The organism is Achromobacter veterisilvae, from assembly GCF_900496975.1.
In the GTDB taxonomy this organism is placed as follows: Bacteria; Pseudomonadota; Gammaproteobacteria; order Burkholderiales; family Burkholderiaceae_B; genus Achromobacter; species Achromobacter veterisilvae.
This window is the reverse complement of sequence record NZ_UFQC01000007.1, coordinates 56,804-83,170: the sequence shown is the minus strand read 5'-3', so window position 1 is coordinate 83,170 and position 26,367 is coordinate 56,804. Positions and strand designations below refer to the sequence as shown.

Sequence of the window (26,367 nt, the reverse complement as noted above, 5' to 3'; positions counted from 1 at the left end):
TGCCCCGGGCAGGGGGGTATGGCATCCTGGCGGCTCTTTTCAACGGATTTCAAACTCCCTTTCCAGGTTCGTCCCATGTCCAGCATTCCCAGCCCCGTCCTTGGCACGCCCTTGTCCCCCCTGGCCACCCGCGTCATGCTGCTTGGTTCGGGCGAACTGGGCAAAGAGGTCATCATCGCCCTGCAGCGGCTGGGCGTGGAAGTCATCGCGGTGGATCGGTACGCCGACGCCCCGGGCCACCAGGTGGCGCACCGGGCGCATGTGGTCTCGATGACTGACCCGGAGGCCTTGCGCAAGATCATCGAACAGGAGCGACCGCACGTTATTGTCCCCGAAATCGAGGCTATTGCCACCAATTTACTGGTAGAACTGGAAGCGGCCGGGGTGGCCCGGGTGACCCCGACGGCCCGCGCCGCCCAGTTGACCATGAACCGTGAGGGCATCCGCCGGCTGGCGGCGGAAACCCTGGGGCTGCCCACCTCGCCCTACTGTTTCGTCGACACGGAAGACGAATTGCTGCAGGCCATCGACGGCGGCATCGGCTACCCCTGCGTCATCAAGCCGGTCATGTCCTCCTCGGGCAAGGGGCAAGCCCTGATCAAGACCGCGGACGACGTCGCCGCCGCCTGGCGCTACGCCCAGGAAGGCGGGCGGGTGGGCGGCGGGCGCGCCATCGTCGAGGGATTCATCCGCTTCGACTACGAAATCACCCTGCTCACCGTGCGCGCGCGCGGCGCCGACGGCCAGATCCAGACCCGCTACTGCGAGCCCATCGGGCACAAGCAGGTCGACGGCGACTACGTGGAAAGCTGGCAGCCGCACCCCATGTCGCCCGCCGCGCTGGAGCGGTCGCGGGAGATCGCGCTGGCCGTCACGTCCAACCTGGGCGGGCAGGGCGTCTTCGGCGTGGAACTCTTCGTGGCCGGCGACCAGGTCTGGTTCTCGGAAGTCAGCCCGCGCCCGCACGACACCGGCATGGTCACCATGATCACCCAGGTCCAGAACGAATTCGAACTGCACGCCCGGGCGCTGCTGGGCCTGCCGGTGGACACCGGCCTGCGCCAGCCCGGCGCCAGCAGCGTCATCTACGGCGGCGTCGATGCCGCCGCGGTCTCGTTCCACAACGTGGCCGAGGCGCTGGCCGAGCCCGGCACCGACATCCGCCTGTTCGGCAAGCCCGAATCCTTCGTCAAGCGCCGCATGGGCGTGGGCCTGGCCGTGGCCGACGACGTCGCCGCCGCCCGCGCCAAGGCCAAGCGGGTGTCCGCCGCCGTGTCCGTCAAGGCCGGCTGACCCCCGCTTTTCCTCTTCCATCCAGGTATCCCACAGCGGCCACCCGCCACCCGGCAGGTGGCCGCTGGCGTTCGTCCGCCGCCGTTTCAGGGCAGGCGGCGGGTCTTATTTGGCTTTCGCTTGCCGCCTTGCCCCTGCCTCCAGTGTGGTTTGCGCTTTCTCATGGTTTGTTCGATAATTTCAGGAATTTCTGAAAGCGGTGTAACCAGGTTTATCCAGTCGCGCCGCTGTCCGTATCCTGCCGGCGCTGATCGATCATGGCTCTCACTCCTCAAAACGAACGCTTCATCCTGCATTTCGGCGAGATGGGCAGCCGTTGGGGCGTGAACCGCACGGTCGGCCAGATCTACGCCCTGCTGTTCCTGTCTTCCAGGCCCCTGAACGCCGACGACATCGCCGAAACGCTGGGCTTCTCGCGCTCCAACGTCAGCCTGGGGCTGAAAGAGTTGCAGTCCTGGCGCCTAGTCAAGCTCATCCACCAGGTGGGCGACCGCCGCGACTACTTCGAGACGCCCAAGGACGTCTGGGAGATCTTCCGGATCCTGATGGAAGAAAAGCGCAAGCGCGAAATCGATCCCACACTCTCCCTGTTGCGCGACACCCTGCTGGAGCCCCCGTCGGGGCCCGATGAGGCCTACGCGCAACAGCGCATGAACGAAATGCTGGAGCTCATCGAACTGTCCACCGGATGGTTCGATGAGGTTCAACGGCTGCCGCCCGAGACCCTGCAGAACCTGATGAAACTCGGTTCGAAAGTGCAGAAGGTGCTGGGTTTCGCCGGCAAATTGCGGGGCAAGGCCTGACTTTGATCCGCCTCGATTTTTCAGGAAACCTCTATGAAGTTGTATCCAACGCCCGTAACATGGCGCGAGAGACGGCCTGGGAACCATGCCGGTTGCTGTGGCATCTCGACTGCTTGGGAGCGCCCCAATGATTGATATCGACGTCGTTAACCTGTCGCGATTTCAGTTTGCCGCGACCGCGCTTTATCACTTCCTGTTCGTTCCCCTCACGCTCGGCCTCTCGTTCATCCTGGCCATCATGGAAAGCGTGTACGTCATGACCGGCCGCCCCATCTGGAAGCGGATGACCATGTTCTGGGGCACGCTCTTCGGCATCAACTTCGCGCTGGGGGTGGCCACCGGCGTCGTGATGGAGTTCCAGTTCGGCATGAACTGGTCCTATTACAGCCATTACGTGGGCGATATCTTCGGCGCGCCGCTGGCGCTCGAAGGGCTGATGGCCTTCTTCCTGGAAGCCACCTTCGTCGGCCTGTTCTTCTTCGGCTGGAACCGCATGTCCAAGGTCAGCCACCTAGTGGTGACCTGGCTGGTGGCGTTCGGCACCAACTTCTCGGCGCTGTGGATCCTGATCGCCAACGGCTGGATGCAGAATCCGGTGGGCTCGATCTTCAACCCCGACACCATGCGCATGGAGATGACCGACTTCGCCGCGGTGATCTTCAACCCGGTGGCGCAGGCCAAGTTCGTGCACACGGTCAGCGCGGGGTACGTCGCCGGCGCCATGTTCGTCATGTCGATCAGCGCGTGGTACCTGCTGAAGGGCCGCCACGTCGACCTGGCCAAGCGTTCGATGGCGGTCGCCGCCAGCTTCGGCCTGGCCTCGGCGCTGTCCGTCGTGGTGCTGGGCGACGAGAGCGGCTATCTCACCACCGAACACCAGAAGATGAAGATCGCGGCCATGGAGTCCATGTGGCACACCGAGCCCGCGCCCGCGTCCTTCAACCTGATCGCCATTCCCAACCAGGCGGAGCGCAAGAACGATTTCGCGATCGAGATCCCCTACGTGATGGGCATCATCGGCACGCGTTCGCTGACCACGCCGCTGCTGGGCATCGACGATCTCATCCTGCGCGCCGAGAACCGCATCCGCGACGGGATGGTGGCCTACGACGCCTTGCAGAAGATCCGGGCCAATCCCAAGGACACCGACGCGCGGATGGTCTTCGACAAGACCTGGCCCGACCTGGGCTACGCGCTGCTGGTCAAGCGCTACCAGCCCGACATGAGCCAGGTCACCGAGGCCGACATCAAGAAGGCGGCGGTGGACACCGTGCCCAACGTGGCGCCGCTGTTCTGGGCGTTCCGCATCATGGTGGCGGTGGGCATGTACCTGATCCTGTTCTTCGGCGTGGCCTTCTGGCTGGCCTCGCGCGGGCGGCTGGACAGCCGGCGCGGCCTGCTCAAGGTGGCGCTGTGGAGCCTGCCCCTGCCGTGGGTGGCCATCGAAAGCGGCTGGTTCGTGGCCGAGTACGGCCGCCAGCCCTGGGTGATCGAAGGCGTGCTGCCGACCTACTACGCGGCCTCGGGCCTGACCATCGTCGACCTGGCCATCAGCCTGGCGATCTTCCTGGTGCTGTACACGGCGCTGCTGATCATCGGCGTGAAGGTCATGCTGCACGCCGTCAAGGCGGGGCCGAAATCCGATGGGCCGGCGCCCTCCAGCGCCGCCGATCCTGTGCGCGCCGCCGTGCGCGCCTGAGGGGGAGACAGCGATGGAAACTCTCATTCCTTTCGACTACGGCACGCTGCGCGTAGTGTGGTGGGTGCTGCTGGGCGCGCTGCTCATCGGCTTCGCCGTCATGGACGGCTTCGACCTGGGCGTGGCGGCGCTGCTGCCGGTGGTCGCCAAGACCGACGTGGAGCGCCGGGTGGTGATCAACGTGGTGGGGCCGGTCTGGGAAGGCAACCAGGTCTGGCTGATCACGGCGGGCGGCGCCATCTTCGCCGCGTGGCCGCTGCTGTACGCCGCGTCGTTCTCCGGGTTCTACCTGGCGATGATGCTGGTCCTGATCGCGCTGATCCTGCGGCCCGTGGGCTTCAAATACCGCAGCAAGATGGAAGGCACGCGCTGGCGCAATAGCTGGGACGGCGTGCTGTGCTTCTCGGGCGTGGTGGCATCGCTGGTGTTCGGCGTGGCCATGGGCAACATCATCCTGGGCGTTCCCTTCACCTTCGACCCGGTGACGCTGCGCCCCGTCTACGAAGGGCATTTCTTCCAGTTGTTCATGCCGTTCGCGCTGCTGGCCGGCGTGCTGAGCGTGGTGATGCTGGCCATGCACGGCGCGGTGCTGCTGGCCTGGCGCACCGAGGACCCGGTGTCTTCGCGCGCCCGCAACTGGGGCCGGCTGTGCGCCTTGCTGACCGCGGCGCTGTTCGTCGCGGGCGGCTTCTGGGTGGCCGGCGGCGTCGGCGGCCATGTCATCACCAGCGCGGTGGACATGGCCGGTCCGTCCGACCCGATGTTGAAGACGGTGGCGGTGCGGGACGGCGCATGGATGGCCAACTACGCGAAGTGGCCGCTGATGTGGATCGCGCCCGCGCTGGGCGTGGCCGGGGCCGTGCTGGTGGCGCTGCTCTTGACCGCGCGAGCCAACGTGCTGGCCTTCCTGGCGTCCTCGGTGTCGATCGCCGGCGTGATCCTGACGGTGGGCTTCTCGCTGTTCCCGTTCGTCATGCCCTCGTCGTCGAAGCCGCAGGCCGGCCTGACCATCTGGGACGGCTCGTCCAGCCACCTGACGCTGTGGATCATGGTGATCGCGGTCGCCATCTTCCTGCCCATCGTGACCGTCTACACCGCCTGGGTGTACCGCGTGATGCGCGGCAAGGTCACCGAAGAATCGGTGGGCGGCACGCCCAACTCATACTGACAAGGAGCCTCCACCATGTGGTATTTCTCGTGGATACTCGGCCTGGGCCTGGCGTGCGCGTTCGCCATCCTCAACGCAATGTGGTTCGAGCTGCGCGAAGGGCATACGCATGACCCGCGCGCCAGCCGCAACGACGAGTGAGGGGCGGCTCCGGACTACCGGCTAGCACCCTCGAGCACGATCCTTCGGCAGTGCTGGGCAAACCGCCGCGCGAGCAGTCGCGGTGGTTGATGGCGCTTGCCGGGGCGGCAAGGCTGCCGCTGGTCCTGGCGGGCGCCGCGCCCCTGCTTGGCGGCGTCCTGCTGGTCGTGCAGGCCTGGCTGCTGGCCAGCGTGCTGGACGCCGCCATCGCCAGGCAGGTGCCCCGGCACGAACTGGCCGGCGGCATCCTGGGCATCGCCGGGCTCATGCTGCTGCGCGCCTGCATTACGTGGGCGGGCGAACGCGCCGGCGCCGACGCTGCCGAACGCATCAAGCGCCACGTGCGCCAGTCGCTCTTTCGGCGCCTGGTCCTGAAGGGGCCGCACTGGAGCCGCAGCCGCGCCGCAGGCGAACTGGCCAGCGCGGTGGTGGACCAAGTCGAGGCGCTGGACGGCTTCTTCGCCAAGTACCTGCCCGCCATGGCCGCGGCGGCCTTGCTGCCCGTGGCGTTTTCCGTGCTGCTGTTCCCGGTGGACGTGATCGCCGGGCTGGTCCTGCTGATCACCGCGCCGCTGATTCCGCTGTTCATGGCGCTGGTGGGGTGGGGCGCCCAGGGCGCCAGCCGCCGCCACCTGCGCGCCTTCGCCCGCCTGTCGGGGTTCTTCGCCGACCGCCTGCGCGGGTTGTCCACCCTGAAGCTCCACGGCCGGGCCGAGGCGGAGGCGGCGTCCGTCGTGGCGGCCAGCGACGCCCTGCGGCAACGCACGATGTCGGTGCTGCGCATCGCCTTCCTGTCGTCGGCCGTGCTGGAGTTCTTCGCCGCGCTGGGCGTGGCGGGCGTGGCCGTCTACATCGGCCTGACCTACCTGGGATTCCTCGACCTGCGCTGGACGCCGCTGACCTTGCAGGCGGGGCTGTTCTGTCTGTTGATGGCGCCGGAAGTCTATGCGCCGCTCAGGCAGTTCGCGGCGCACTATCACGACCGCGCGGCCGCCCTCGCGGCGGTCTCGCAGATCGCCGCGTTGTTCGACGGCCTGCCGCAAGAAGGCGCCGCCCGCGGCGATGCCGAGGGCGCCGCCTGTCCGGCCGCCGCGGACCGCGGCCGCGGCGCGGCCGTCGCCGTCGAAGGGCTGACCATGCTTGCGCCCGGCCGCGCCCAGGCAGTGCTGTCGGGCGCCGCGCTGGCGCTGGCGCCGGGCGAACACGCGGCGCTGATGGGCGCGAGCGGCATCGGGAAGTCCACCCTGATCGAAGCCATCGCGCGCCTGCGGCCGTGCCAGGGAGACATCCGCATCGACGGCCTGCCCCTGGCCGAATGGAGCGAGCCGGCGCTGCGGGACCGCGTGGCGCTGATCGGACAGAAGCCGCAATTGCTGGCGGGTTCCATCGCCGACAACATCCGGCTGGGGCGTCCCAGTGCCTCCGACGCCGACGTGATCGACGCCGCGAGGCGCGCCTGTGTGCTCGAATTTTCGACGGCCTTGCCGCAGGGGCTGGACACGCCGCTGGGCGGCCGCGGGCATGGCCTGTCCGGCGGGCAGGCGCAGCGTGTCGCGCTGGCGCGCCTGTTCCTGCGCGATCCGGGGCTGATCCTGCTGGACGAACCCACGGCGCACCTGGACGAGGCGACGCAGGCGCGCGTGCTGGACGAGATCCTGGCATTCGCCGCGGGCCGGACCCTGCTGCTGGCGACGCACGCGCCCGCCGTGGCCGACCGGTTGGGCCGGACCTTGCGCGTGGCCGGCGGAAAAGTGGAGGACGCATGAAAAACCTGTTGTTGCTCCTGCCGCTGTATGCGCGCCGCAAAAGCGGGCTATTACTCGCATTGTTCTGTGCGCTGGCCACGGTGGCGGCGGGCGTGGGCCTGCTGGGCGTGTCGGGCTGGTTCCTGACCGGCGCGGCGCTGGCGGGCGCGGGCGGCGCGTTCAACCTGTTCGCGCCCTCGGCGCTGGTGCGCGGGCTGTCATTCCTGCGCATCGTGTCGCGCTACGCCGATCGGGTCGTCGGGCACGCCGCCACGCTGCGCCTGCTGGCGGACCTGCGCGCGGCGGTGTTCGCGGCGCTGGTCCGGCTGACGCCGCGGCAATTGGCGCGCTTTCGCGACGGCGACCTGGTCGCGCGCATGACCGGCGACGTGGACGCGCTGGATACCGTTTTCCTGTTCGTGCTGGCGCCGCTGGCGACGGCGATTCTGGCGGGGGCCGTCCTGACGGCGGTGCTGGGGCACTGGATGCCCGCCGCCGCGCTGGCGTTCGCGCTGGCGCTGCTGACGGCCTGCGTGCTGGTGCCGTTGTGGCTGGTGCGCGCCGCGCGCCGGCCGGGCGCGGCCGCCCAGGAAAGCGCGGCGGGATTGCGCGCCGCGACGCTGGACGCCGTGGACGGCCACGCGGACATGGTGGCGCTGCACGCGCAGGCCCAGACGGCCGAGCACTTCGAACGCCTGTGCGAGGCCAGCGCCTTGGCGCGCCGCAGCCAGGCGCGGGTGGCGGCCCGGGGGCAGTTCTTCCTGCAGGCCGCGGCCGGCGCGGCGGTGCTGGCCTTGCTGTGGTTCGGCCTGGACACGCTCGAGTCGGGACGGATCGGCGGGCCGGCGCTCGCGGGGCTGCTGCTGGCGGTCATCGGCATTTTCGAGGTGGCGGGCCCGATCATGCGGGGCGCCTCGCGCATGGGGTCCGCGATGTCGGCGGCCGCGCGCATCCGGGAGGTGACGCAGTGCGAGCCCGACATGCGCGACCCGGACGCGCCGCGGACCCTGCCCGCCAGCGGCGCGCTGGAACTGGACCGCGTGCGCTTTTCCTATCCAGCGGCGTCGCGGGACGAGGGCCCGCCGGTGCTGGTGGACGTCAGCCTGCGCGTGGCCCCCGGCGAAAGCGTGGCCATCGCGGGCGCCAGCGGCGCCGGCAAGTCGACCTTGCTGCATCTGCTGTTGCGCCTGGAGGATCCGCAGGCGGGGCAGGTGCGCTTTGGCGGCCTCGACGCGCGCGACTGCGCGCAGGCCGATTGGCACCGGCGCATCGCGCTGCTGTCGCAGGAGGCCCCCGTTTTCCTGGGAACGTTGCGCACCAACCTGCTCATCGGCGATCCGGAGGCGGACGACGCCGCGTTGTGGCGCGCGCTGGATGCGGCAAGGCTGGGCGACTTCGTGCGCGGCCTGCCCGAGGGCCTGGACACCTGGGCGGGCGAAACCGGATCCCAGTTGTCGGCGGGGCAGGCGCGCCGCCTGTGCCTGGCGCGGGCGCTGTTGTCGCCGGCCGCGGTGATCGTGCTGGACGAGCCGACCGCGGGCCTGGACGCCGCCGCCGAGACCGCGTTCTTCCTGGACCTGCGGGAGGCGGTGCGCGGACGCACCGTGGTGCTCGCCACCCACGCGGCCCTGCCGCCCGGCGCCGTGGACCGCTGCTGCGAACTGCGGGCCGGCCGGCTTCATGAATTGTCATGCGGGGCGGCAATCCTGGCTTAAGCGCGGTTGCGAGGTTATAGTTCGCCTTGCTTCAATTCTTCAGGGCCGTCTTCCATGCAGACCGACTACGCCGAGTACATCCGGCGCACCATCCGCAGCGTTCCAGACTGGCCCCAACCCGGTGTCGTTTTCCGCGACATCACGCCGGTGCTGCAGGATCCCCGTGCGTTCCGGGTGCTTATCGATCTCTTCGTCTACCGCTACATGCGCCAGCGCCTGGACCTCGTCGCCGGGGTGGACGCGCGCGGCTTCATCGTCGGCAGCGTGCTGGCCTACGAACTGAACCTCGGCTTCGTGCCCGTGCGCAAGAAGGGCAAGCTGCCGTTTCGCACCGTGGCCGAGGAATACTCGCTCGAATATGGCAATGCGTCGGTCGAGATGCACACGGATGCCGTGCGCACCGGGCAGCGCGTCCTGCTGGTGGATGACCTGATCGCCACGGGCGGCACCATGCTCGCCGCCATCAATCTGTTGCAGCGCCTGGGCGCCAACGTGGTCGAGGCCGCCGCCATCATCGACTTGCCCGACCTGGGCGGCTCGGCCAAGGTGGCCGCCACCGGCACGCCGCTCTTCACCGTCTGTCAGTACAGCGCCGACACGCCGTAGCCCTGAAGGGATTACGCGTCCGACAACCTGGGCTGGATGAAGTCCAGGAAGGCCTTGGTCTTGGCGGGCAGCATGCGCGAGGGCAGCAGCGCAAATAGCGGGAGCGGCGTCAGGCTCCATTCGGGCAGCACGCGCACCAGTCCCGATTGCTTGATCGCCCGCTCCATGGCGTCGAACACCAGCAGCGGCGTGATGCCCAGGCCCTGGCTGGCCAGCCGGCCGAGCATGCCCACATTGTTGGCCGACAGGCGTCCCGACACCTGCACGCGTTCCACCTTGTCGCCCGAATGCAGCATCCAGAAGGACGATTCCTCGCGCATCGTGGGGCGCAGGCATTCGTGGTGGCTGAGATCCGCCGGCACCCTGGGCTCGCCGTGGCGGGCCAGGTAATCGGGCGAAGCGTACAACTGGTGGGCCATCAGCACGATCTTGCGCGAAATCAGGCTGGAGTCCGGCTGCTGCCCGAACCGCAGGACGAGGTCGAACGGATTGCTGATGGGATCGATCGGCCGCATGCTGAGGTCGAAGTCGCATTCGATATCGGGATGCTGCTCGCGGAACTCGCGGATGACGGCGGGCAGGAACAACTGCGCCAGGCTGGTCGGCAGGGAAATGCGCAGGCGCCCCTTGGGCTGCACCGCCATATCCAGCAATTGGTCGTGGGCGACGCGCGCTTCTTCCACGATGTGCCGGCAGCGCTCGAAATAGATGGCGCCCGCCTCGGTCAGGTCTATCTTGCGCGTGCTGCGGTTGAGCAGGCGCATGCCGATGCTGCGTTCCAGTTCGCTGACGCGGCGCGAGAGCGTGGACGTCGGAATATTCAAGGCTTCGGCGGCGTGGCTGAAGTTCTTGCGCTTGGCGACTTCGACGAATAGCGCGATGTCGTTAAGCAGAATGTCCATGGGGCCCTCGTGATTCAAAATTCCATTGCTGGCAGATTCATATGATAAATGGAATTATTGTCCCGCCAGCAGAAATGTCTATTTCCCCACACCCAACAAACACGCTCAGCGTATGGCGACAGCACGTTCCGTTACGTAGCTTGCGCCAGGCTGAACGCCGGCAAGGCTTGCGGCAGAAGGGCTTCATAGGGAACTGTGCAGGAATTGCGCAGATTTCAGGGGATACGACCTGAAATTGTCCCGCCTGTGCAAATATGTTCACCAAAATAAGGGTTTTTACTAGGCAACAATCGCCAGATACTTCAGCCCAGCAATCAAGTTGTCACATCGCACCTGTCAGCCTGGCAGAAGACGCTGTGCAAGGTTTAGGATGGAGTCCTCTCAATGAAAGCCCTAGCTACCGCATTTATGGTTACCGCCACGCTGGCGGGTATGTCCGCCGCCCACGCCGATGGCAAGACGCGTGAACAAGTCCAGCAGGAATTGCAGGCCGCCCGCGCCGCCGGCCAGGTCTCGTTCGGCGAACTGGACTATCCGCCCGCCGCGGCCCAGCAGACCAGCCTGTCCCGCGGGCAGGTCCAGCAGGAACTGCAAGCCGCCAAGGCCGCCGGCCAGGTGACGTCGGCCGAACTGGATTACCCGCCCAAGGCCGCCGTATCGCAATCGGCCGGCAAGAGCCGCGAACAAGTCCGCCAGGAACTGGCCGAGGCCAAGGCGCGCGGCGATTACTCCTTCGGCGAACTTGACTACCCGCCCCAAGGCCGGTAAGCCGTTCGGCCCGGATGGTCAGAGAAACCCCTCGTGACGCCGAGGGGTTTTTTTGTCTTGGGCCCCGCCCGGCAAACCTAAAGGGCGCGGCGCCGGGGGATTGCTTCTCTACGCGGCAGGTGTCGCGTTTACGCATCAGAAATTAGGCGCTCTCCACAACAACTCTTGTTGGTTCCCTGGCCGGACGGAGATTGCCCGCGCGAGTGCCGGCCGTATTGCGAGCAATAATTCACATTTGATATCAATGCGTTAGCGCAGGTTCTCAACGTGGCGGCGCCTCCAGGGGCGGATCATTATCCCAACCATGGAAAGTAGTTCTTCGAAATCCGGGTTACTTCGAATTGCCCCAGGCTGGACACTATCTTCAGTGCATGCGCCGCTTGCTTGTTCGCTGCGGCACGCAGATCCCGGCCGTTTGCGTGGCGGGTTTGCGGTTTGCCTTTCATCTCGCCATTTTGGGGACTTACATGAAGAAGACGCTATTGGCCGCCGCGCTGCTGGCCGGCTTTGCCGGTGCCGCGCAGGCTGCCGACTCCGTGACGCTGTACGGCTTGATCGACGCCGGTGTCGGCTATGAGAAGGTGAAGTTCGACGGCAACTCGCAAAGCCGTTTCGGCGGCGTGCAGGGCGTGAGCAGCGGCTCGCGTTTCGGCTTGCGCGGCACCGAAGACCTGGGCGACGGCCTGCGCGCCGTCTTCACGCTGGAAGGCGGCTTCGGTCCCATGAACGGAAGTTCGCTGCAGAACGGCCGGTTGTGGGGCCGCCAGGCCACCCTCGGCCTGGACAGCGATTCCTGGGGCCGGCTGGAATTCGGCCGCCAGACGAACCTGGCTTCCAAGTACTTCGGTTCGATCGACCCGTTCTCGATCAGCTATAACACCGCCAACATGGGTACCACGTTCGGCAGCGCCAACACGATGCGCCTGGACAACATGGTCCTGTACCAGACCCCCAGCCTGGGCGGCTTCAAGGTCGGCGTCGGCTACTCGTTCAGCGCCGACGATTCGATCGACGATGAAGAGCAGACCGGTTTCGAAAGCGGCAACAACAACCGCGTGCTGACCGCTGGCGTGCAGTACGCCAACGGCCCGCTGAACCTGGCCGCCGCGTACGACCGCTTCAATCCTTCCAACGATCGCGCCAGCGGCAAGTCGTCCGCCCGAATCCAGGAATACATCGTCGGCGGTTCCTATGATTTCGAAGTCGTGAAAGTGGCCGCCGCGTTCGGCCAGACCCGCGACGGCTGGTTCATCGGACAGAACATGGGCACCACGCCCGATGGCATGCAGAAGCTCGGCAGTTTCAAGCTGGCCGATGGCTTCCGCGCCAATTCGTACATGATCGGCGCCACCGTGCCGCTGGGCCGCCATGCCGTCTTCGGTTCGTGGCAGCGCGCGACGCCGAGCAACGACAAGCTGACCGGCGACGACGCGACGTTCAACGTCTACAGCCTGGGCTACACCTACGACTTCACGAAGCGCACCAACCTGTACGCGTACGCCTCCTATGGCGACAACTACGCGTTCCAGCGCGATGCGCGCGACACCGCCGTCGCCGTGGGTGTGCGTCACCGTTTCTAAGCGATAGGGGCGTCCGGCCAGACCTTGCTGAATGCGCGGCCTATCTCCGTGGGCCGCCGAGTGACAGCGAACCCCCCCTACTGGTTGCCGCCGGACGTATCTAGAGCAGGAAAGGGAAGGGCCTCCGCAAGGAGGCCCTCTCGCATTTCCGGGGCCGCCGGCCCCAGGCTACAGGAACAGTTTGTAGGCCGGGTTGTCGGTTTCGTTCCAGTGCGGATAGCCCAGTTCCGCCACGAAATTGCGGAACTGCTTCTTGTCCGCCGGCGGCACCTGGATGCCGATCAGGATGCGGCCGTAGTCCGCGCCCTGGTTGCGGTAATGGAACAGGCTGATGTTCCAGTCCGGATTCATCGCGTTCAGGAAGCGCATCAGCGCGCCCGGACGTTCCGGGAACTCGAACCGGTACAGCAATTCATTGCGCGCCAGCGCCGAATGCCCGCCCACCATGTGGCGCAAGTGGGTCTTGGCCATTTCGTCATGGGTCAGGTCCAGCGTATCGAAGCCGTGGCGGCGGAAGTTCGCGGCGATCTTGTCGGGCTCGGAGGCCGACGACACCTGGATGCCGACAAAGACGTGCGCGCGGTCGGCGTCCGAGATGCGGTAGTTGAATTCGGTGACGCTGCGTTCGCCCACCAGTTCGCAGAAGCGGCGGAAGCTGCCGCGTTGTTCCGGCATGGTGACGGCGAAGATGGCTTCGCGCATTTCGCCGACTTCCGCGCGTTCCGACACGAAGCGCAGGCGGTCGAAGTTCATGTTGGCGCCGCAGGCGATGGCCACCAGCGTCTTGCCCTTCAGATTGTGTTCGGCCGCGTACTGCTTGGCGCCGGCGACCGCCATCGCGCCCGCGGGCTCCAGCACGCTGCGCGTGTCCTGGAACACGTCCTTGATGGCCGCGCAGATCGCGTCGGTGTTGACCACCACGAAATCGTCGACGTACTGGCGCGTGAGCTTGAAGGTTTCCGCGCCCACCATCTTGACCGCCGTGCCGTCCGAGAACAGCCCGACGTCGTTCAACTGCACGCGGCGGCCCGCGCGCACGCTGCGCAGCATGGCGTCGGAGTCCTCCGTCTGCACGCCGATGATCTTGATTTCCGGACGTAGCTGCTTGATGTAGGCCGCCACCCCGGCGATCAGGCCGCCGCCGCCGATGGCGACGAAAATGGCGTCGATCGGCCCGGGATGCTGGCGCAGGATCTCCATCCCCACCGTGCCCTGGCCGGCGATCACGTCGGGATCGTCGAAGGGATGGACGAAGGTCAGTTTTTCCTTCTTTTCCAGGATCTGCGCGTGGGCGTAGGCGTCGGAGAAGCTCTCGCCGGCCAGGACCACCTCGCCGCCCAGGCGGCGGACCGCGTCGATCTTCACCTGCGGGCTGGTGGTGGGCATGACGATGACGGCGCGGCAGCCCAGCCGGCTGGCCGCCAGCGCCACGCCCTGGGCATGGTTGCCGGCCGAGGCGGCGATGACGCCGCGGTTGAGCGCCGCCGGGGCCAGGTTGGCCATCTTGTTGTAGGCCCCGCGCAGCTTGAAGCTGAACACGGCCTGGGTATCTTCACGCTTGAGCAGGATCGTGTTCGATATCCGCTGCGACAGCAGGGGCGCCGTTTCCAGCGGGGATTCGACCGCGACGTCATAAACCTTGGAAGTCAGGATGCGTTTCAGATAATCGGTGGACATGGACTGCGGCGGCGTCGAGAGTGGGAAAGTGGGGGAGATTATTGCAGGGAAATCCGCCCGGGCGCGGCTACACTGCGCCACATCATGGAAGAAAGTCTGCTATCCGCCGTTCACTGGATGCTGGGGGTGCTGGCGCTGCCCTCGGTCGGCCTGTCCGCGATTTTCACGGTCTCGCTGGTGTCCGCGACCCTGCTGCCTATGGGATCCGAGCCGGCCGTGTTCGGCTACATCAAGCTGGCCCCGGACATGTTCTGGCCGGCGGTCCTGGTGGCGACCCTGGGCAATACAGTGGGCGGAGCCATCAGCTACGCCATGGGCCTGGGCGCCGAGCGCGCGGTCCAGCGCTGGAAGGAAAAACATCCCCATCCGCACCCCGACGCGACCGAAGGCGGACGCATGCGCGGGCGCTGGAACGAACGGGCCCACGACTGGATCCACCGCATGGGGCCGCCGGCCCTGCTGCTGTCGTGGCTGCCCGCCGTGGGCGACCCGCTGTGCGCCGTGGCGGGATGGCTGCGGCTGTCGTTCTGGCCTTGCGTGCTCTACATGGCCATCGGCAAATTCCTGCGCTACCTGGTCATGACGGCCAGTCTCCTGTGGTTCTTCCCCGGGCAGATCTAGCGCCGGCACGGATTTAATCGGGGACATATAAGGCCGGTTTCCCCGCGGTTTCGGGCGCGTCCCTGGGGGTATTCGGGGGCAGACTCGATCAATGGCATAAAATAGTTTTTTACGGGCCCCTCTTGCAGCCATGAACGCCCCTCTCGCTAGCCACATCTTGAACGGGGCGATGCCGCCCGCAGCACCCGCGCGCTTGCGCGAAATCCCCTACAACTACACCTCGTTCTCCGATCGCGAGATCGTCGGCCGGTTGCTGGGCGACGATGCCTGGAGCCTGTTGACCGACCTGCGCGGCGAGCGCCGGACGGGCCGCTCGGCCCGCATGCTGTACGAAGTGCTGGGCGACATCTGGGTGGTGCGCCGCAATCCCTATCTGCAGGACGACCTGCTCGACAACCCCAAGCGCCGCAAGCAGCTCATCGAAGCCCTGCACCACCGCCTGGCCGAGATCGACCGCCGCCGCGAACCCGGCGTGCCGGCCGAGGCCGGCCACGATCCGCACCGCGACGAAAAGGTCGTCGGCCTGCTGGCGCGGGCGCGTTCGGCCATTGCCGCCTTCGAGGGCGAATTCGACCAGACGGCCATGATGCGCAAACAGGCGCAGAAGGTGCTGGGCCGCATCACGGCGCGCGACAACATCAAGTTCGACGGCCTGTCGCGCGTATCGCACGTGACCGACGCCACCGACTGGCGGGTGGAATACCCCTTCGTGGTGCTGACGCCGGACACGGAAGACGAGATCGCCGCCCTGGTCACCGCCTGTATCGAACTGGGCCTCACCATCATCCCGCGCGGCGGCGGCACCGGCTATACCGGCGGCGCCATCCCGCTGACCTGGAAGTCGGCGGTCATCAACACCGAGAAATTCGACAAGCTCGGCAAGGTCGAGTCCTGTATTTTGCCCGGGCTCTCCGAGCCCGTGGCGGTCATCCATGCCGGCGCCGGCGTGGTGACCAAGCGGGTGTCCGAAGCGGCCGAGGCCGCGGGCTTCGTGTTCGCGGTCGATCCGACCTCGGCCGAGGCCTCGTGCGTGGGCGGCAACATCGCCATGAACGCGGGCGGCAAGAAGGCCGTGCTGTGGGGCACCGCGCTGGACAACCTGGCCTGGTGGCGCATGGTCGACCCGAACGGCAACTGGCTGGAAGTGACCCGCCTGGACCACAACATGGGCAAGATCCATGACGTGGAGGTGGCCCGCTTCGAACTCAAGTGGTTCGACGGCCGCGGCAAGCCGGGCGAACGCCTGCTGAAGACCGAGCCGCTGGAGATCCAGGGCCGCGTGTTCCGCAAGGAAGGCCTGGGCAAGGACGTCACCGACAAGTTCCTGGCGGGCCTGCCGGGCATCCAGAAGGAAGGCTGCGACGGCCTGATCACGTCGGCGCGCTGGGTGCTGCACCGCATGCCGCGCCACACGCGCACGGTCTGTATGGAGTTCTTCGGCCAGGCGCGCGACGCCATCCCGTCGATCGTCGAGGTCAAGGGCTATCTGGACGGCGAGGGCCGCGAACGCGGCGCCATCCTGGCGGGCCTGGAACACCTGGACGAACGCTACCTGCGCGCGGTGGGCTACGCCACCAAGAGCAAGCGCGGCGTGCTGCCCAAGATGGTCCTGATCGGCGACATCGTCGGCGACGACGACGACGCGGTCGCCGCGGCGGCCAGCGAGGTCGTGCGCCTGGCCAACACCCGCCACGGCGAAGGCTTCGTGGCCGTCAGCCCCGAGGCGCGCAAGAAGTTCTGGCTGGACCGCTCGCGCACCGCCGCCATCGCCCGCCACACCAACGCCTTCAAGATCAACGAAGACGTGGTGATCCCGCTGCCCCGCATGGGCGAATACACGGATCACATCGAACGCATCAACATCGAGCTTTCGACCCGCAACAAGCTCAAGCTGCTGGGGGCGCTGGACGCCTACCTGTGCACGCCGCTGCCGGTGGGCAAGGCCGACGATTCTGACCTCGAAACCACCCGCGCCGAAGTGCTGGCCGACCGCACGCGCCAGGCGCTGGAACTGCTGGCCGGCGCCCGCAAGCGCTGGCAGTGGCTGCTGGACAACCTGGACATGCCGCTGCTGCGGGCCCTGCCCGAGCTGCACGGACTGGGCCTGGGCGAGCTGCAGGCCGCGTTGTCGGACCGCCTGGCGGCGCAGCCCGGCGCGCGCGTCTTCGACGTGGTGCAGGACCGCACGATCCGCGTGTCCTGGAAGGCCGAAGTGCTGGCCGGCCTGCAGCGCACGTTCTCGGGCGCGGCCTACAAGAAGATCGTCGACGAGCTGGTCGCCATCCATGGCCGCGTGCTGAAAAGCCGCGTGTTCGTGGCGCTGCACATGCACGCCGGCGACGGCAACGTGCACACCAACATCCCGGTCAACTCGGACGACTACGAGATGCTGCAAGAGGCCCACCAGGCCGTCGAGCGCATCATGCAGATCGCCCGCGACCTGGACGGCGTGATCTCCGGCGAACACGGCATCGGCCTGACGAAATACGAATTCCTGACCGAGGCCGAACTGGCGCCGTTCCAGGACTACAAGCGCCGCGTGGACCCCAAGGGCCACTTCAACGCCGGCAAGCTCATGCCCGGCGCCGACCTGCGCCACGCCTGGACGCCCAGCTTCAACCTGATGGGCCACGAATCGCTCATCATGCAGCAGAGCGACATCGGCGCCATCTCGGAATCCATCAAGGACTGCCTGCGCTGCGGCAAGTGCAAGCCCGTGTGCGCCACCCACGTGCCGCGCGCGAACCTGCTGTATTCGCCGCGCAACAAGATCCTGGCCACCTCGCTGTTGGTGGAGGCCTTCCTGTACGAAGAGCAGACCCGCCGCGGCGTCAGCCTGAAGCACTGGGAAGAATTCGAGGACGTGGCCGACCACTGCACGGTCTGCCACAAGTGCTACAACCCCTGTCCGGTCGACATCGACTTCGGCGACGTGTCCATGAACATGCGCGCCGTGCTGCGCCGCATGGGCCGCAAGTCGTTCAATCCGGGCACGGCCAGCGCCATGTTCTTCCTGAACGCCAAGGATCCGGCCACCATCAACGCCACCCGCAAGGCGATGGTGGGCGTGGGCTACAAGGTGCAGCGCGCCGCCCACGACCTGCTGTCGGGCCTGGTGAAGAAACAGACGGCCGCGCCGCCGGCCACGGTGGGCAAGCCGCCGCTGCGTGAGCAGGTGGTGCACTTCGTCAACAAGAAGATGCCGGGCGGGCTGCCCAAGCAGGCCGCGCGCAAGCTGCTGGACATCGAAGACGCGAACTACGTGCCCATCATCCGCGACCCCAAGGCCACCACGGCCGATACGGAGGCGGTGTTCTACTTCCCGGGCTGCGGCTCGGAGCGCCTGTTCTCGCAGGTGGGTCTGGCCACGCAGGCCATGCTGTGGCACGCGGGCGTGCAGACCGTGCTGCCGCCGGGCTACCTGTGCTGCGGCTATCCCCAGCGCGGCAACGGCATGACGGACAAGGCCGAGCAGATCATCACCGACAACCGGGTGCTGTTCCATCGGGTCGCCAACACGCTGAACTACCTGGACATCAAGACGGTGGTGGTTAGCTGCGGCACCTGCTACGACCAGCTCGCGGGCTACGAGTTCGACAAGATCTTCCCCGGCTGCCGCCTGATCGACATCCACGAGTACCTGCTCGAAAAAGGCATCAAGCTCGAAGGCGCCAAGGGCGTGCGCTACATGTACCACGACCCCTGCCACACGCCCATGAAGCTGCAGGATCCGATGAAGACCGTGCGCTCGCTGGTGGGCGACGACGCCGTCAAGAGCGACCGCTGCTGCGGCGAGTCGGGCACGCTGGCGGTCAGCCGCCCGGACATCTCCACGCAGGTGCGCTTCCGCAAGCAGGAAGAACTGCTCAAGGGCGATGCCGCGCTGCGCGGCGACGGCTTCGCCGGCGACGTGAAGGTGCTGACCTCGTGCCCGTCGTGCCTGCAGGGCCTGTCGCGCTACGAGGGCGACACCGGCATGGAGGCGGACTACATCGTGGTCGAGATGGCGCGCCACATCCTGGGCGAAAGCTGGATGGAGGAATACGTCCGCCGCGCCAACGCCGGCGGCATCGAGCGCGTGCTGGTCTGAGCGCCAACGAAAAAAAGCCGCGGCCATCATCGGATGGCCGCGGCTTTTTCTTGCCGGCGGGCTTATTCCAGCTTGATGCCCGCCTTCTTGATCACGTCCGCCCAGGCGCTGCGCTCCTGGTCGGCGTAGGCCTTGAACTCCTGGGCCGGCATCGGCATGGGAATCACGCCCATGTCCAGGATCTTCTGCGACACGGCAGGGGTCTTGAGAGCGGCCTCCAGGTCGGCCGACAGCTTCTTGACCACGTCGGCCGGCAAGCCGGCCGGGCCCACCAGCCCTTGCCAGGCGTAGGCGGTGAAGTTGGCGACGCCCTGCTCGGCCATGGTCGGCGTGTCCGGCAGCACCGACAGGCGCTCGGGCGTGGCGGCCGCCAGGACGCGCAGCTTGCCGGCCTTCACGTTTGGCAGGCCCGAGGCGAGGTCGATGAACATCAGGTCGACCTGTCCGCCCAGGAGGTCCTGGATGGCGGGCGCGGCGCCCTTGTAGGGCACGTGCAGCAGGTTGGCGCCCGTGCGTTGCTTGAACAGCTCCAGCGCCAGGTGGTGCGGCGAGCCCGCGCCGGCCGAGGCCGCCGTCAGCTTGCCCGGTTCCTTCCGGGCGGCCGCGAGCACCTCGTCCACCGTTTTGTACGGCGAATTGACGTTCACGGCCAGCAGCAGCGGGAACTTGGCGATGCCGCCGATGTAGGTGAACTTGGCCGGGTCGTAGGACAGCTTGGCGTACAGCGACGAGTTGAACGCCAGGGTGCCGGAGTCGGCGGTGCCGACTACGTAGCCGGAGGGTTCGGCCTGCGCGATGGCGGTCGCGCCGATGATGGTGCCGGCGCCGGGACGGTTCTCGACCACGATGGTCTGGCCCAGCGCTTTTTCCAGGCCGCTGGCCACGGTGCGCGCCACCACGTCGGTGCCGCCGCCGGCCGGATAGGGGACGATCCAGCGGACCGGTTGGGTGGGCCAGGCTTGGGCGGAGGCCGCGCCGGCGGCCAGGGACAGGGCGGCAAGCGCCAGCAGGCGCTTCATGGGTTTATGCATGGGGTGTCTCCTCGTGCGGGATGTCGAAAGCGCGACGATTTCGTCCTTGAGCGTCGTCAAATCCGCGTCGCTTTTTTCTTGCGCCGCCATTATGCCTTGCGCTTGCGCAAAAAGGGCCCGAAAAACGGGCCCCTTTTTCGTCCCTCCGGCAGACGGATTACTGCGGATCGGGGTAGCTGCGCGCGCCGAATACGGCCGTGCCGATGCGCACTTCCGTCGAGCCTTCCTCGATCGCCAGCTCGAAATCCCCGCTCATCCCCATCGACAGGCGGTCCAGCGATACCCCGGGCACGTTTTCCTGGCGCAGGCGGTCGCGCAGCTCGCGCAGGGCGCGGAAGCAGGCCCGCACCTCGCCGGGGTCCGGCGAGTTCACCGCCAGCGTCATCAGGCCCTGCACCCGCAAGGTCGGGAAGTCGGCCGCGATCCGGCGCAGGAAGGCGGGCACGTCCGCGGGAGCCATGCCGTACTTGCTGGGTTCGGACGAGGTTTTCACCTGCACCAGCACGTCCAGGCTGCGGCCTTCGCCGACCAGGCGGCGGTGCAGGGCCTCGGCCAGCTCCACGCGGTCCAGGGATTGCACTTCGGCCGCGTCGCGGGCGGCGTCGCGGGCCTTGTTGGTCTGGAGGTGGCCGATCAGCACCCATTGCAGGCCCTGGCCGGCCAGGGCGGCGGCCTTCTGGCGGATCTCCTGCGTCTTGTTCTCGCCGAAACGGGTCAGCCCCAGCGCCATGGCCTCGCGGATGGCTTCGATGCCGAAGGTCTTGCTGACGGGCAGCAGCGTCACGCTTTCCGGGGGGCGGCCGGCGCGCGCGCAGGCGTCGGCGATGCGTTGCTGGATCTGGGCAAGGCGCCCGGCCATGGTGTCTACGGCGGTCATGCGGCTCTCTTGGGAACAGGATGTCCCATAGTGTAGGACTGTGGGGGATCGTTTCGCCACACTGCGCGGCCGCGCCGTTGACCCTGCGTAATCGGCAGGCTTAGAATTTGAAGGGATTTGTTTATATTTCAATGTTCTATGCCCTCCCGGCGCTGCCCCTCTGCGGGCGACGCGGTTCTCCACTTTTCCAGTCCCCCCGCCATGTCCAGCGCAGCGCCCGATTACGCTTTTGCCACGCCTTTCCTGACTCCCCCCGCCTCTCCCATCCGCTCGCTGATGCCGTACGCCTTGCGGCCCGGCACGATTTCGCTGGCGGGCGGGTATCCCGCCCAGGAACTGTTCGACGTCGAGGGCCTGACGATCGCGTCGACGCAGGTCATGGCGCGGCTGGGCGCATGCCTGCAGTATTCCAACATCGACGGGCAGGCCAGCCTGCGCCATGAACTGGCGCGCCTGTCCGCCGAGCGCGGCCTGGCCTGCAACGCCGATACCGAACTGGCCGTGACCGGCGGTTCCCAGCAGGCGCTGGCGCTGCTCAGCCGCGTCATGCTGCAGCCGGGCGACCACGCCATCATCGAATCGCCCGCGTTCCCCAATTCCGTGCAGGCCCTGCGCTACACCGGCGCAACGGTGCACACGGTGCAGTCCGGGCCCGAGGGCATCGACGTGGACGCGCTGGACGAACTGGCCGCCCGGGTCAAGCCGAAGATCGTCTGCGTCGTCGCGTCGTTCTCCAACCCCTGCGGCGCCACCCTCACGCGCCAGCGCCGCCTGCGGCTGCTGGAACTGGCGGTCAAGCACCGCTTCCTGATCGTCGAAGACGACCCCTACAGCGAACTGCGCTTCGCCGGCGAGGCGGTGCCGCCCATCGCGGCCCTGGCCGAAGGCGAGGCCCGCCATTGGGCGGTGTATCTGGCCAGCATGTCCAAGACCATGGCGCCGGCGCTGCGCATCGGCTGGCTGGTCGCGCCGCCCGAGGTCCGCCGCCGCTGCGTGGGCGCCAAGGCGGCCGACGACATGGCATCGTCCGCCTGGATCCAGGAAGTGGTGGCCCAATACCTGGCCAACGGCCGCTACGCCGAGCACGTGCCGCGCATCCGCGCCGCCTACGGCCTGCGTTGCGACGCGATGGCCGAATCGCTCGCCCGCGAACTCGACGGCCGGATCACGTTCCGCAAGCCCGAGGGCGGCATGTTCTTCTGGGCGCGCCTGACGGGCGACGTGGACGCCACCCGCCTGCTGCCCTATGCCATCGAACACGAAGTGGTCTACGTGCCGGGCAAGGCGTTCTACGCCGACCCGGCGCAGGCCGACCTGCACGCCATGCGCATGTCGTTCGCCACCATGAACGAAAGCCAGATCGCGCAGGGCATGCAGCGGCTGGGCCGCGCGCTGGACGCCTGCGAGGCCAACGAACCCGTGTCGATCTCGCTGGCGGCTTGACGGCGCGCATCCGCCGCCGCCCGCCCGGTTGCTATGCTTGCGCATGCGCCCCGGCCCGTCCGGGCGCATACCTAAATAAGCGCTTGTTATTTGGCGCGGGCGCTTCATGTCTATAAGCTTCTTGCCTCGGCGCGTCCCCGCGCCCGGAAGCGGAACAGGAAACAGGTCATGAACATTGCAAAAGGGTTGATGGGCGCGGCGCTCTTGATGGCGGCGGCGCAGGGCGCGCAGGCGGCCACGCTGGACGTGGTGCGCCAGCGCGGCGCGGTGGCTTGCGGCATGACGACGGGGTTCGCCGGTTTTTCCGCGCCCGACGCCCAGGGCAAGTGGCAAGGGCTGGACGTGGACCTGTGCCGCGCCATCGCGGCGGCCGTCTTCGGCGACGCCGACAAGATCAAGGTCGTGCCGCTGAATTCGCAGCAGCGCTTCACCGCGCTGCAGTCCGGCGAGGTCGACGTGCTGACCCGCAACACCACCGTGACGCAGCAGCGCGATACCGCGCTGGGCCTCATCCATGCCGGCATCAATTTCTACGACGGCCAGGGCTTCCTGGTGCCGAAGTCGCTGGGCGTGAAGAGCGCCAAGGAAATCAACGGCGCCACGATCTGCCTGCAGACGGGCACGTCCAACGAGAACACGCTGGCCGACTGGGCGCGCGCCAATAACGTGAGCTACAAGCCGGTCGTGATCGAAACCTTCAACGAAGTGGTCAACGCATTCGCGGCCGGCCGTTGCGACGTCTTCAGCACGGACGCGTCGGGCCTGGCCTCGATCCGCATCTCCAAGCTGCAGAATCCCGACGACTACATCGTGTTGCCGGAGATCATCTCGAAAGAGCCGCTGGGCCCCTTCGTGCGCCAGGGCGACGATGCCTGGCTGAACGTCGTGCGCTGGTCGCTGTCGGCCATGATCGAGGCCGAAGAGTACGGCGTGTCGTCCAAGAACGTGGACGAGCAGGCCAAGAGCGCCAACCCCAACATCAAGCGCATCCTGGGCGTCACCCCGGGCAGCGGCGCCAACCTGGGGCTGGATGAGAAATGGGCCTACAACATCATCAAGCAGGTCGGCAACTACGGCGAAAGCTTCGAACGCAACGTCGGCCAGGGCAGCCCCCTGAAGATCCAGCGCGGATTGAATGCGCAATGGACGCAGGGGGGGTTGATGTATGCGTTGCCAATACGATGACTCCGTGTGTCTGACATACCCTCTATTCCGCGTGTCTGACACCCTTATGGTGTGACCGTCAAGCTGAAGCGATGGTCCCGGGTGTCTGACACCGGCCAACTTTGAGAGACCGTCCAAATACGGCCGGTGTCAGACACCCGGGTAGACCGCTACCAGTTCGTAAGCTCATCCCATAAGGGTGTCAGACACGCGGAATAGAGGGTATGTCAGACACGTGGAGTTGCGCGGAATAGGGGGTATGTCACCCCCCCGAGGTATAGACCTCCGCAATCTTCAAAAACGCCGCGCGCAATTCCCGCGTGCCGCCCTGGAAGATCATCGGCCGCCCGCGGTGCGTGAACACCACCAAACGCTTTGAAAACACCATGGGCACGAAGCGCGCGTAGCGCACGTCTTCCCAGGCGACTTCGCGGCGCGTGAACCAGGTCTGGCGCAGGCCGCGTTCGTCGATGGTGGTGATGGACGTCTGCATGTGCCACGACACGAACAGCAGGCCCAGGAAGCACAGCGCGACCGCCGCGATGAGCAGGGTATCGTAGGGCTGCTGGGAGGGCGCGCGGATGGCGGTGGTCACCACCTGCACGCCCAGCACGGCCAGGACGACCCAGGTCAGGATGCGCACCCAGTCGGGCCATGCCTGGCCCGACAAGGGCAGGGGGCCGATGGCGCGCAGCAGCGCCGCGTGGTCTTCGGGGGCGGGCGCGCTCACTGGGCTACCTTCGTGCCGCGCACTCCGGTATTCGCCCTGGGGGCGGCCCGGCGAGCTTGCTGGACTACCTTCATGCTGTGCATTCCGGTATTCGCTCTTGGGGCGGCCCGGCGAGCTCATGCGGCCCGTTTGGCGGCAATGGCGTTGCCGGCCCGGCTGGAACCCTTGCGGTTCAGGTGGGAAGACATCCACTGGCCGATGTCGACCACGGCGTCGAAATCCACGCCGGTCTCGATATCCAGGCCGCGCAGCATGTACAGCACGTCTTCGGTCGCGACGTTGCCGGTGGCGCCCTTGGCGTACGGGCAGCCTCCCAGGCCGGCGACGGAAGTGTGGAAGATGGAAATGCCGGACTCCAGCGCCGCCAGGATATTGGCCAGCGCCTGGCCGTAGGTGTCGTGGAAGTGGCCGGATACGCGCGCCGGATCCACCACGCGCGTCACCGCCGCCATCACTTCGCGCACGCGCTTGGGCGTGCCCACGCCGATGGTGTCGGCCACGTCGATTTCATCGACCTGCATCGCCAGGTAGCGCTGCGCCACGTCCGCCACCGCTTCGACCGGGACCTCGCCCTGGTACGGGCAGCCCAGCGCGCAGCTAATGCTGCCGCGCACTCGGATGCCGGCTTCGCGGGCGGCCTGCACCACGGGCTCGAAACGCGCGATGGATTCCGCGATGGAACAGTTGATGTTCTTTTGCGAGAAGGCCTCGCTGGCGGCGCCGAAGATCACGATCTCGTCGGCGCGGGCGGCAAGCGCGCCTTCGAAGCCCTTCATGTTGGGCGTCAGCACGGAATAGATCGTGCCCGGGCGGCGCTGTATGCGGGCCATCACGTCCGCGCCGTCGGCCATTTGCGGCACCCACTTGGGCGACACGAACGACGCGGCTTCCACATTCGGGAAGCCGGCGGCGCTCAGCCGGTCGACCAGTTCCACCTTGACGTCGGTGGGCACGAATTCCTTTTCGTTCTGCAGGCCATCGCGAGGCGACACCTCGACGATCTTTACGCGGGAGGGCAAAGCCATGTCTCTTCCTGTTCCGGGATGGGATGAGCGGCGCTGCAAGACTGCGGCGCTATCGCTCAATATTAGCGCCTACTTCAGGCGCTGGTATCGGCCGTCGTCCAGGCGGGCGATCCGCCCCTGAAGCTCCAGTTCCACCAGTTGCGCCTGCAGGTCGCCGGTGGCCAGTCCGCAACGGGCCTGTATCGCATCCAGGTGCAGGGGGTCGAAGCCCAGCGCGTCGAGCACGGGGTGGTCCGGCAGCACGGCGGGGGTGGTGCGCTGCGCGGGCATCGGGCCGCCGCCGAGTTCGTCGGTGATGTCGCTGGCGGTCTCCACCAGCTTCGCGCCCTGGCGGATCAGCGCATGGCATCCGCGCGACAGGGGCGAATGGATCGACCCCGGGATGGCGAAGACTTCGCGCCCGCATTCGCCGGCCAGGCGGGCGGTGATGAGCGATCCGCTCTGCCTTGCGGCTTCCACCACCAGCACGCCGCGGGCCAGTCCCGCCACGATGCGGTTGCGCTTGGGGAAGTGCTGCGGCAGCGCGCCGGTGCCCAGGGGCAGTTCGGACACCAGCGCGCCATGCGCCGCGATACGGTGCGCCAGCTCGCGGTGCCGGGCGGGATAGACGCGGTCGATGCCCGTGCCCATGACCGCCACCGTGCCCGCGCCTTCGGGCCCGGCGTCCAGCGCGCCTTCGTGGGCGGCACCGTCGATGCCCAGGGCCAGCCCGCTGACCACGCGCCAGCCATGGGCGGCCAGGTGGCGGGCGAAGGCGCGGGCGTTCTCGCGGCCGCCGGGCGTGGCATTGCGCGCGCCCACCACCGCCAGCGATGGACCTTGCAGGAAGGCGGGGTCGCCGGCGACGTAGAGCAGGATGGGCGGATCGGCGATCGTCAGCAGGCTTTGGGGATAGGCGGGGTCCGCCAGCGTCAGGATGCGCCGGCCGGGTTCGGCGGCCCATTCCAGCGCGCCCTCGACCTGGGCCGCCATGTCGGCGGGCATGGGGGCCGCCAATTGGCGCGCCAGCGCCTCCGGCAGGTGCCGCGACAGCGCCGTGGCGCGCTGCGCGTAGATCTGTTCGGGCAGGCCGAGCGCGCTGAGCAGCGTGCAGGCGGTGGCCGAACCGACGTTCGGTTCCAGGGACAGCCGCAGCCAGGCGGACAGTTCGGACGGGGATTGCGTAAGCGGCATGGAGCGGGCGCGCAAGGGCGTCGGTGGCGGTGCGTGAGTGTCGCATGCAAGGGCGCCGAGCGCCGTCCGGGGTGGACCGAATCGTGGCGCCGCAAGACCGTGGAACAACCGGGGAC

At 67.4% G+C, this 26,367-nt stretch carries 21 protein-coding genes; 14 read left to right on the top strand and 7 right to left on the bottom strand.

The features are described 5' to 3' along the window. The first annotated feature begins 75 nt into the window (after window positions 1–75). The 8 genes from purT (at window position 76) to AVE30378_RS08035 (ending at window position 9,170) form a co-directional block, all read left to right on the top strand. Complete coding sequence (gene purT / locus AVE30378_RS08070) at window positions 76–1,293, top strand: formate-dependent phosphoribosylglycinamide formyltransferase (protein WP_129240298.1); 1,218 nt, start codon at window positions 76–78, stop codon at window positions 1,291–1,293. A 257-nt stretch (window positions 1,294–1,550) separates the two neighbouring features. Continuing rightward, window positions 1,551–2,096 (top strand): GbsR/MarR family transcriptional regulator, encoded by a 546-nt coding sequence (locus AVE30378_RS08065; RefSeq protein WP_129240296.1) that lies wholly within the window; start codon window positions 1,551–1,553, stop codon window positions 2,094–2,096. Between the two features lie 127 nt (window positions 2,097–2,223). Next, window positions 2,224–3,795 (top strand): cytochrome ubiquinol oxidase subunit I, encoded by a 1,572-nt coding sequence (locus tag AVE30378_RS08060; RefSeq protein ID WP_129240294.1) that lies wholly within the window; start codon window positions 2,224–2,226, stop codon window positions 3,793–3,795. Window positions 3,796–3,808: 13 nt separating this feature from the next. Then, window positions 3,809–4,963, top strand: coding sequence for a cytochrome d ubiquinol oxidase subunit II (gene cydB / locus AVE30378_RS08055; RefSeq protein WP_129240292.1), 1,155 nt, complete (start codon window positions 3,809–3,811; stop codon window positions 4,961–4,963). Window positions 4,964–4,978: 15 nt separating this feature from the next. Next, the gene (gene cydX / locus AVE30378_RS08050; protein ID WP_042796116.1) at window positions 4,979–5,104 is read left to right on the top strand and encodes a cytochrome bd-I oxidase subunit CydX; all 126 of its coding nucleotides are present in this window, start codon (window positions 4,979–4,981) and stop codon (window positions 5,102–5,104) included. An 89-nt stretch (window positions 5,105–5,193) separates the two neighbouring features. Continuing rightward, window positions 5,194–6,870 carry a thiol reductant ABC exporter subunit CydD gene (gene cydD / locus AVE30378_RS08045; protein WP_165360128.1) on the top strand — a complete coding sequence of 559 codons (1,677 nt, stop codon included), beginning with the start codon at window positions 5,194–5,196 and terminating at the stop codon, window positions 6,868–6,870. Next, window positions 6,867–8,564, top strand: coding sequence for a thiol reductant ABC exporter subunit CydC (gene cydC / locus AVE30378_RS08040; RefSeq protein WP_129240289.1), 1,698 nt, complete (start codon window positions 6,867–6,869; stop codon window positions 8,562–8,564). The genes cydD and cydC overlap by 4 nt, the downstream gene beginning before the upstream one ends. A gap of 54 nt (window positions 8,565–8,618) precedes the next feature. Then, window positions 8,619–9,170, top strand: a complete 552-nt coding sequence (locus AVE30378_RS08035) for an adenine phosphoribosyltransferase (protein ID WP_129240287.1) — start codon at window positions 8,619–8,621, stop codon at window positions 9,168–9,170. An 11-nt stretch (window positions 9,171–9,181) separates the two neighbouring features. Here AVE30378_RS08035 and AVE30378_RS08030 read toward each other — a convergent pair whose 3' ends face one another. Beyond that, on the bottom strand, window positions 9,182–10,072 hold the full coding sequence (locus AVE30378_RS08030) for a LysR family transcriptional regulator (RefSeq protein WP_129240286.1): 891 nt from the start codon (window positions 10,070–10,072) through the stop codon (window positions 9,182–9,184). A gap of 384 nt (window positions 10,073–10,456) precedes the next feature. Here AVE30378_RS08030 and AVE30378_RS08025 point away from each other — a divergent pair, with 384 nt between their 5' ends. Next, on the top strand, window positions 10,457–10,840 hold the full coding sequence (locus AVE30378_RS08025; protein ID WP_129240284.1) for a DUF4148 domain-containing protein: 384 nt from the start codon (window positions 10,457–10,459) through the stop codon (window positions 10,838–10,840). A 467-nt stretch (window positions 10,841–11,307) separates the two neighbouring features. Next, the gene (locus tag AVE30378_RS08020) at window positions 11,308–12,420 is read left to right on the top strand and encodes a porin (RefSeq protein ID WP_129240282.1); all 1,113 of its coding nucleotides are present in this window, start codon (window positions 11,308–11,310) and stop codon (window positions 12,418–12,420) included. A gap of 168 nt (window positions 12,421–12,588) precedes the next feature. Here the strand turns inward: AVE30378_RS08020 and ilvA are convergent, their stop codons facing one another. Further along, window positions 12,589–14,097, bottom strand: a complete 1,509-nt coding sequence (gene ilvA / locus AVE30378_RS08015) for a threonine ammonia-lyase, biosynthetic (RefSeq protein WP_129240280.1) — start codon at window positions 14,095–14,097, stop codon at window positions 12,589–12,591. 84 nt (window positions 14,098–14,181) lie between these two features. Here ilvA and AVE30378_RS08010 point away from each other — a divergent pair, with 84 nt between their 5' ends. Both AVE30378_RS08010 and AVE30378_RS08005 read left to right on the top strand, forming a co-directional pair. After that, window positions 14,182–14,718: a YqaA family protein gene (locus AVE30378_RS08010; protein ID WP_129240278.1), complete on the top strand. Its 537-nt coding sequence runs from the start codon at window positions 14,182–14,184 to the stop codon at window positions 14,716–14,718. A 130-nt stretch (window positions 14,719–14,848) separates the two neighbouring features. Beyond that, the gene (locus AVE30378_RS08005; RefSeq protein ID WP_129240276.1) at window positions 14,849–18,808 is read left to right on the top strand and encodes a DUF3683 domain-containing protein; all 3,960 of its coding nucleotides are present in this window, start codon (window positions 14,849–14,851) and stop codon (window positions 18,806–18,808) included. Window positions 18,809–18,870: 62 nt separating this feature from the next. On the opposite strand, the gene AVE30378_RS08000 is transcribed toward AVE30378_RS08005, so the two are convergent. Then, the gene (locus AVE30378_RS08000; protein WP_129240274.1) at window positions 18,871–19,839 is read right to left on the bottom strand and encodes a Bug family tripartite tricarboxylate transporter substrate binding protein; all 969 of its coding nucleotides are present in this window, start codon (window positions 19,837–19,839) and stop codon (window positions 18,871–18,873) included. A gap of 157 nt (window positions 19,840–19,996) precedes the next feature. Continuing rightward, window positions 19,997–20,716, bottom strand: a complete 720-nt coding sequence (locus AVE30378_RS07995; protein ID WP_129240272.1) for a YggS family pyridoxal phosphate-dependent enzyme — start codon at window positions 20,714–20,716, stop codon at window positions 19,997–19,999. Window positions 20,717–20,917: 201 nt separating this feature from the next. On the opposite strand from AVE30378_RS07995, the gene AVE30378_RS07990 reads away from it, so the two are divergent. Both AVE30378_RS07990 and AVE30378_RS07985 read left to right on the top strand, forming a co-directional pair. Then, window positions 20,918–22,159: an aminotransferase-like domain-containing protein gene (locus tag AVE30378_RS07990; protein WP_129240270.1), complete on the top strand. Its 1,242-nt coding sequence runs from the start codon at window positions 20,918–20,920 to the stop codon at window positions 22,157–22,159. A 168-nt stretch (window positions 22,160–22,327) separates the two neighbouring features. After that, window positions 22,328–23,344, top strand: a complete 1,017-nt coding sequence (locus AVE30378_RS07985; protein ID WP_129240268.1) for an amino acid ABC transporter substrate-binding protein — start codon at window positions 22,328–22,330, stop codon at window positions 23,342–23,344. A gap of 241 nt (window positions 23,345–23,585) precedes the next feature. On the opposite strand, the gene AVE30378_RS07980 is transcribed toward AVE30378_RS07985, so the two are convergent. The 3 genes from AVE30378_RS07980 to dprA all read right to left on the bottom strand — a co-directional run bounded on the left by AVE30378_RS07980 (window position 23,586) and on the right by dprA (window position 26,251). Continuing rightward, window positions 23,586–24,053: a hypothetical protein gene (locus AVE30378_RS07980; protein ID WP_129240266.1), complete on the bottom strand. Its 468-nt coding sequence runs from the start codon at window positions 24,051–24,053 to the stop codon at window positions 23,586–23,588. A 116-nt stretch (window positions 24,054–24,169) separates the two neighbouring features. Beyond that, window positions 24,170–25,078, bottom strand: a complete 909-nt coding sequence (locus tag AVE30378_RS07975; RefSeq protein WP_129240264.1) for a hydroxymethylglutaryl-CoA lyase — start codon at window positions 25,076–25,078, stop codon at window positions 24,170–24,172. Window positions 25,079–25,147: 69 nt separating this feature from the next. Then, a complete protein-coding gene (gene dprA, locus AVE30378_RS07970; RefSeq protein ID WP_129240262.1) occupies window positions 25,148–26,251 on the bottom strand; it encodes a DNA-processing protein DprA in 1,104 nt (367 codons plus the stop codon). Window positions 26,252–26,367 lie beyond the last annotated feature (116 nt).

Excerpts from the sequence above, each read along its gene's own strand:
- purT (WP_129240298.1), top strand. The coding sequence starts at position 76 with ATGTCCAGCATTCCCAGCCCCGTCCTTGGCACGCCCTTGTCCCCCCTG.
- AVE30378_RS08065 (WP_129240296.1), top strand. The coding sequence starts at position 1,551 with ATGGCTCTCACTCCTCAAAACGAACGCTTCATCCTGCATTTCGGCGAG.
- AVE30378_RS08060 (WP_129240294.1), top strand. The coding sequence starts at position 2,224 with ATGATTGATATCGACGTCGTTAACCTGTCGCGATTTCAGTTTGCCGCG.
- cydB (WP_129240292.1), top strand. The coding sequence starts at position 3,809 with ATGGAAACTCTCATTCCTTTCGACTACGGCACGCTGCGCGTAGTGTGG.
- cydX (WP_042796116.1), top strand. The coding sequence starts at position 4,979 with ATGTGGTATTTCTCGTGGATACTCGGCCTGGGCCTGGCGTGCGCGTTC.
- cydD (WP_165360128.1), top strand. The coding sequence starts at position 5,194 with ATGGCGCTTGCCGGGGCGGCAAGGCTGCCGCTGGTCCTGGCGGGCGCC.
- cydC (WP_129240289.1), top strand. The coding sequence starts at position 6,867 with ATGAAAAACCTGTTGTTGCTCCTGCCGCTGTATGCGCGCCGCAAAAGC.
- AVE30378_RS08035 (WP_129240287.1), top strand. The coding sequence starts at position 8,619 with ATGCAGACCGACTACGCCGAGTACATCCGGCGCACCATCCGCAGCGTT.
- AVE30378_RS08030 (WP_129240286.1), bottom strand. The coding sequence starts at position 10,072 with ATGGACATTCTGCTTAACGACATCGCGCTATTCGTCGAAGTCGCCAAG.
- AVE30378_RS08025 (WP_129240284.1), top strand. The coding sequence starts at position 10,457 with ATGAAAGCCCTAGCTACCGCATTTATGGTTACCGCCACGCTGGCGGGT.
- AVE30378_RS08020 (WP_129240282.1), top strand. The coding sequence starts at position 11,308 with ATGAAGAAGACGCTATTGGCCGCCGCGCTGCTGGCCGGCTTTGCCGGT.
- ilvA (WP_129240280.1), bottom strand. The coding sequence starts at position 14,097 with ATGTCCACCGATTATCTGAAACGCATCCTGACTTCCAAGGTTTATGAC.
- AVE30378_RS08010 (WP_129240278.1), top strand. The coding sequence starts at position 14,182 with ATGGAAGAAAGTCTGCTATCCGCCGTTCACTGGATGCTGGGGGTGCTG.
- AVE30378_RS08005 (WP_129240276.1), top strand. The coding sequence starts at position 14,849 with ATGAACGCCCCTCTCGCTAGCCACATCTTGAACGGGGCGATGCCGCCC.
- AVE30378_RS08000 (WP_129240274.1), bottom strand. The coding sequence starts at position 19,839 with ATGCATAAACCCATGAAGCGCCTGCTGGCGCTTGCCGCCCTGTCCCTG.
- AVE30378_RS07995 (WP_129240272.1), bottom strand. The coding sequence starts at position 20,716 with ATGACCGCCGTAGACACCATGGCCGGGCGCCTTGCCCAGATCCAGCAA.
- AVE30378_RS07990 (WP_129240270.1), top strand. The coding sequence starts at position 20,918 with ATGTCCAGCGCAGCGCCCGATTACGCTTTTGCCACGCCTTTCCTGACT.
- AVE30378_RS07985 (WP_129240268.1), top strand. The coding sequence starts at position 22,328 with ATGAACATTGCAAAAGGGTTGATGGGCGCGGCGCTCTTGATGGCGGCG.
- AVE30378_RS07975 (WP_129240264.1), bottom strand. The coding sequence starts at position 25,078 with ATGGCTTTGCCCTCCCGCGTAAAGATCGTCGAGGTGTCGCCTCGCGAT.
- dprA (WP_129240262.1), bottom strand. The coding sequence starts at position 26,251 with ATGCCGCTTACGCAATCCCCGTCCGAACTGTCCGCCTGGCTGCGGCTG.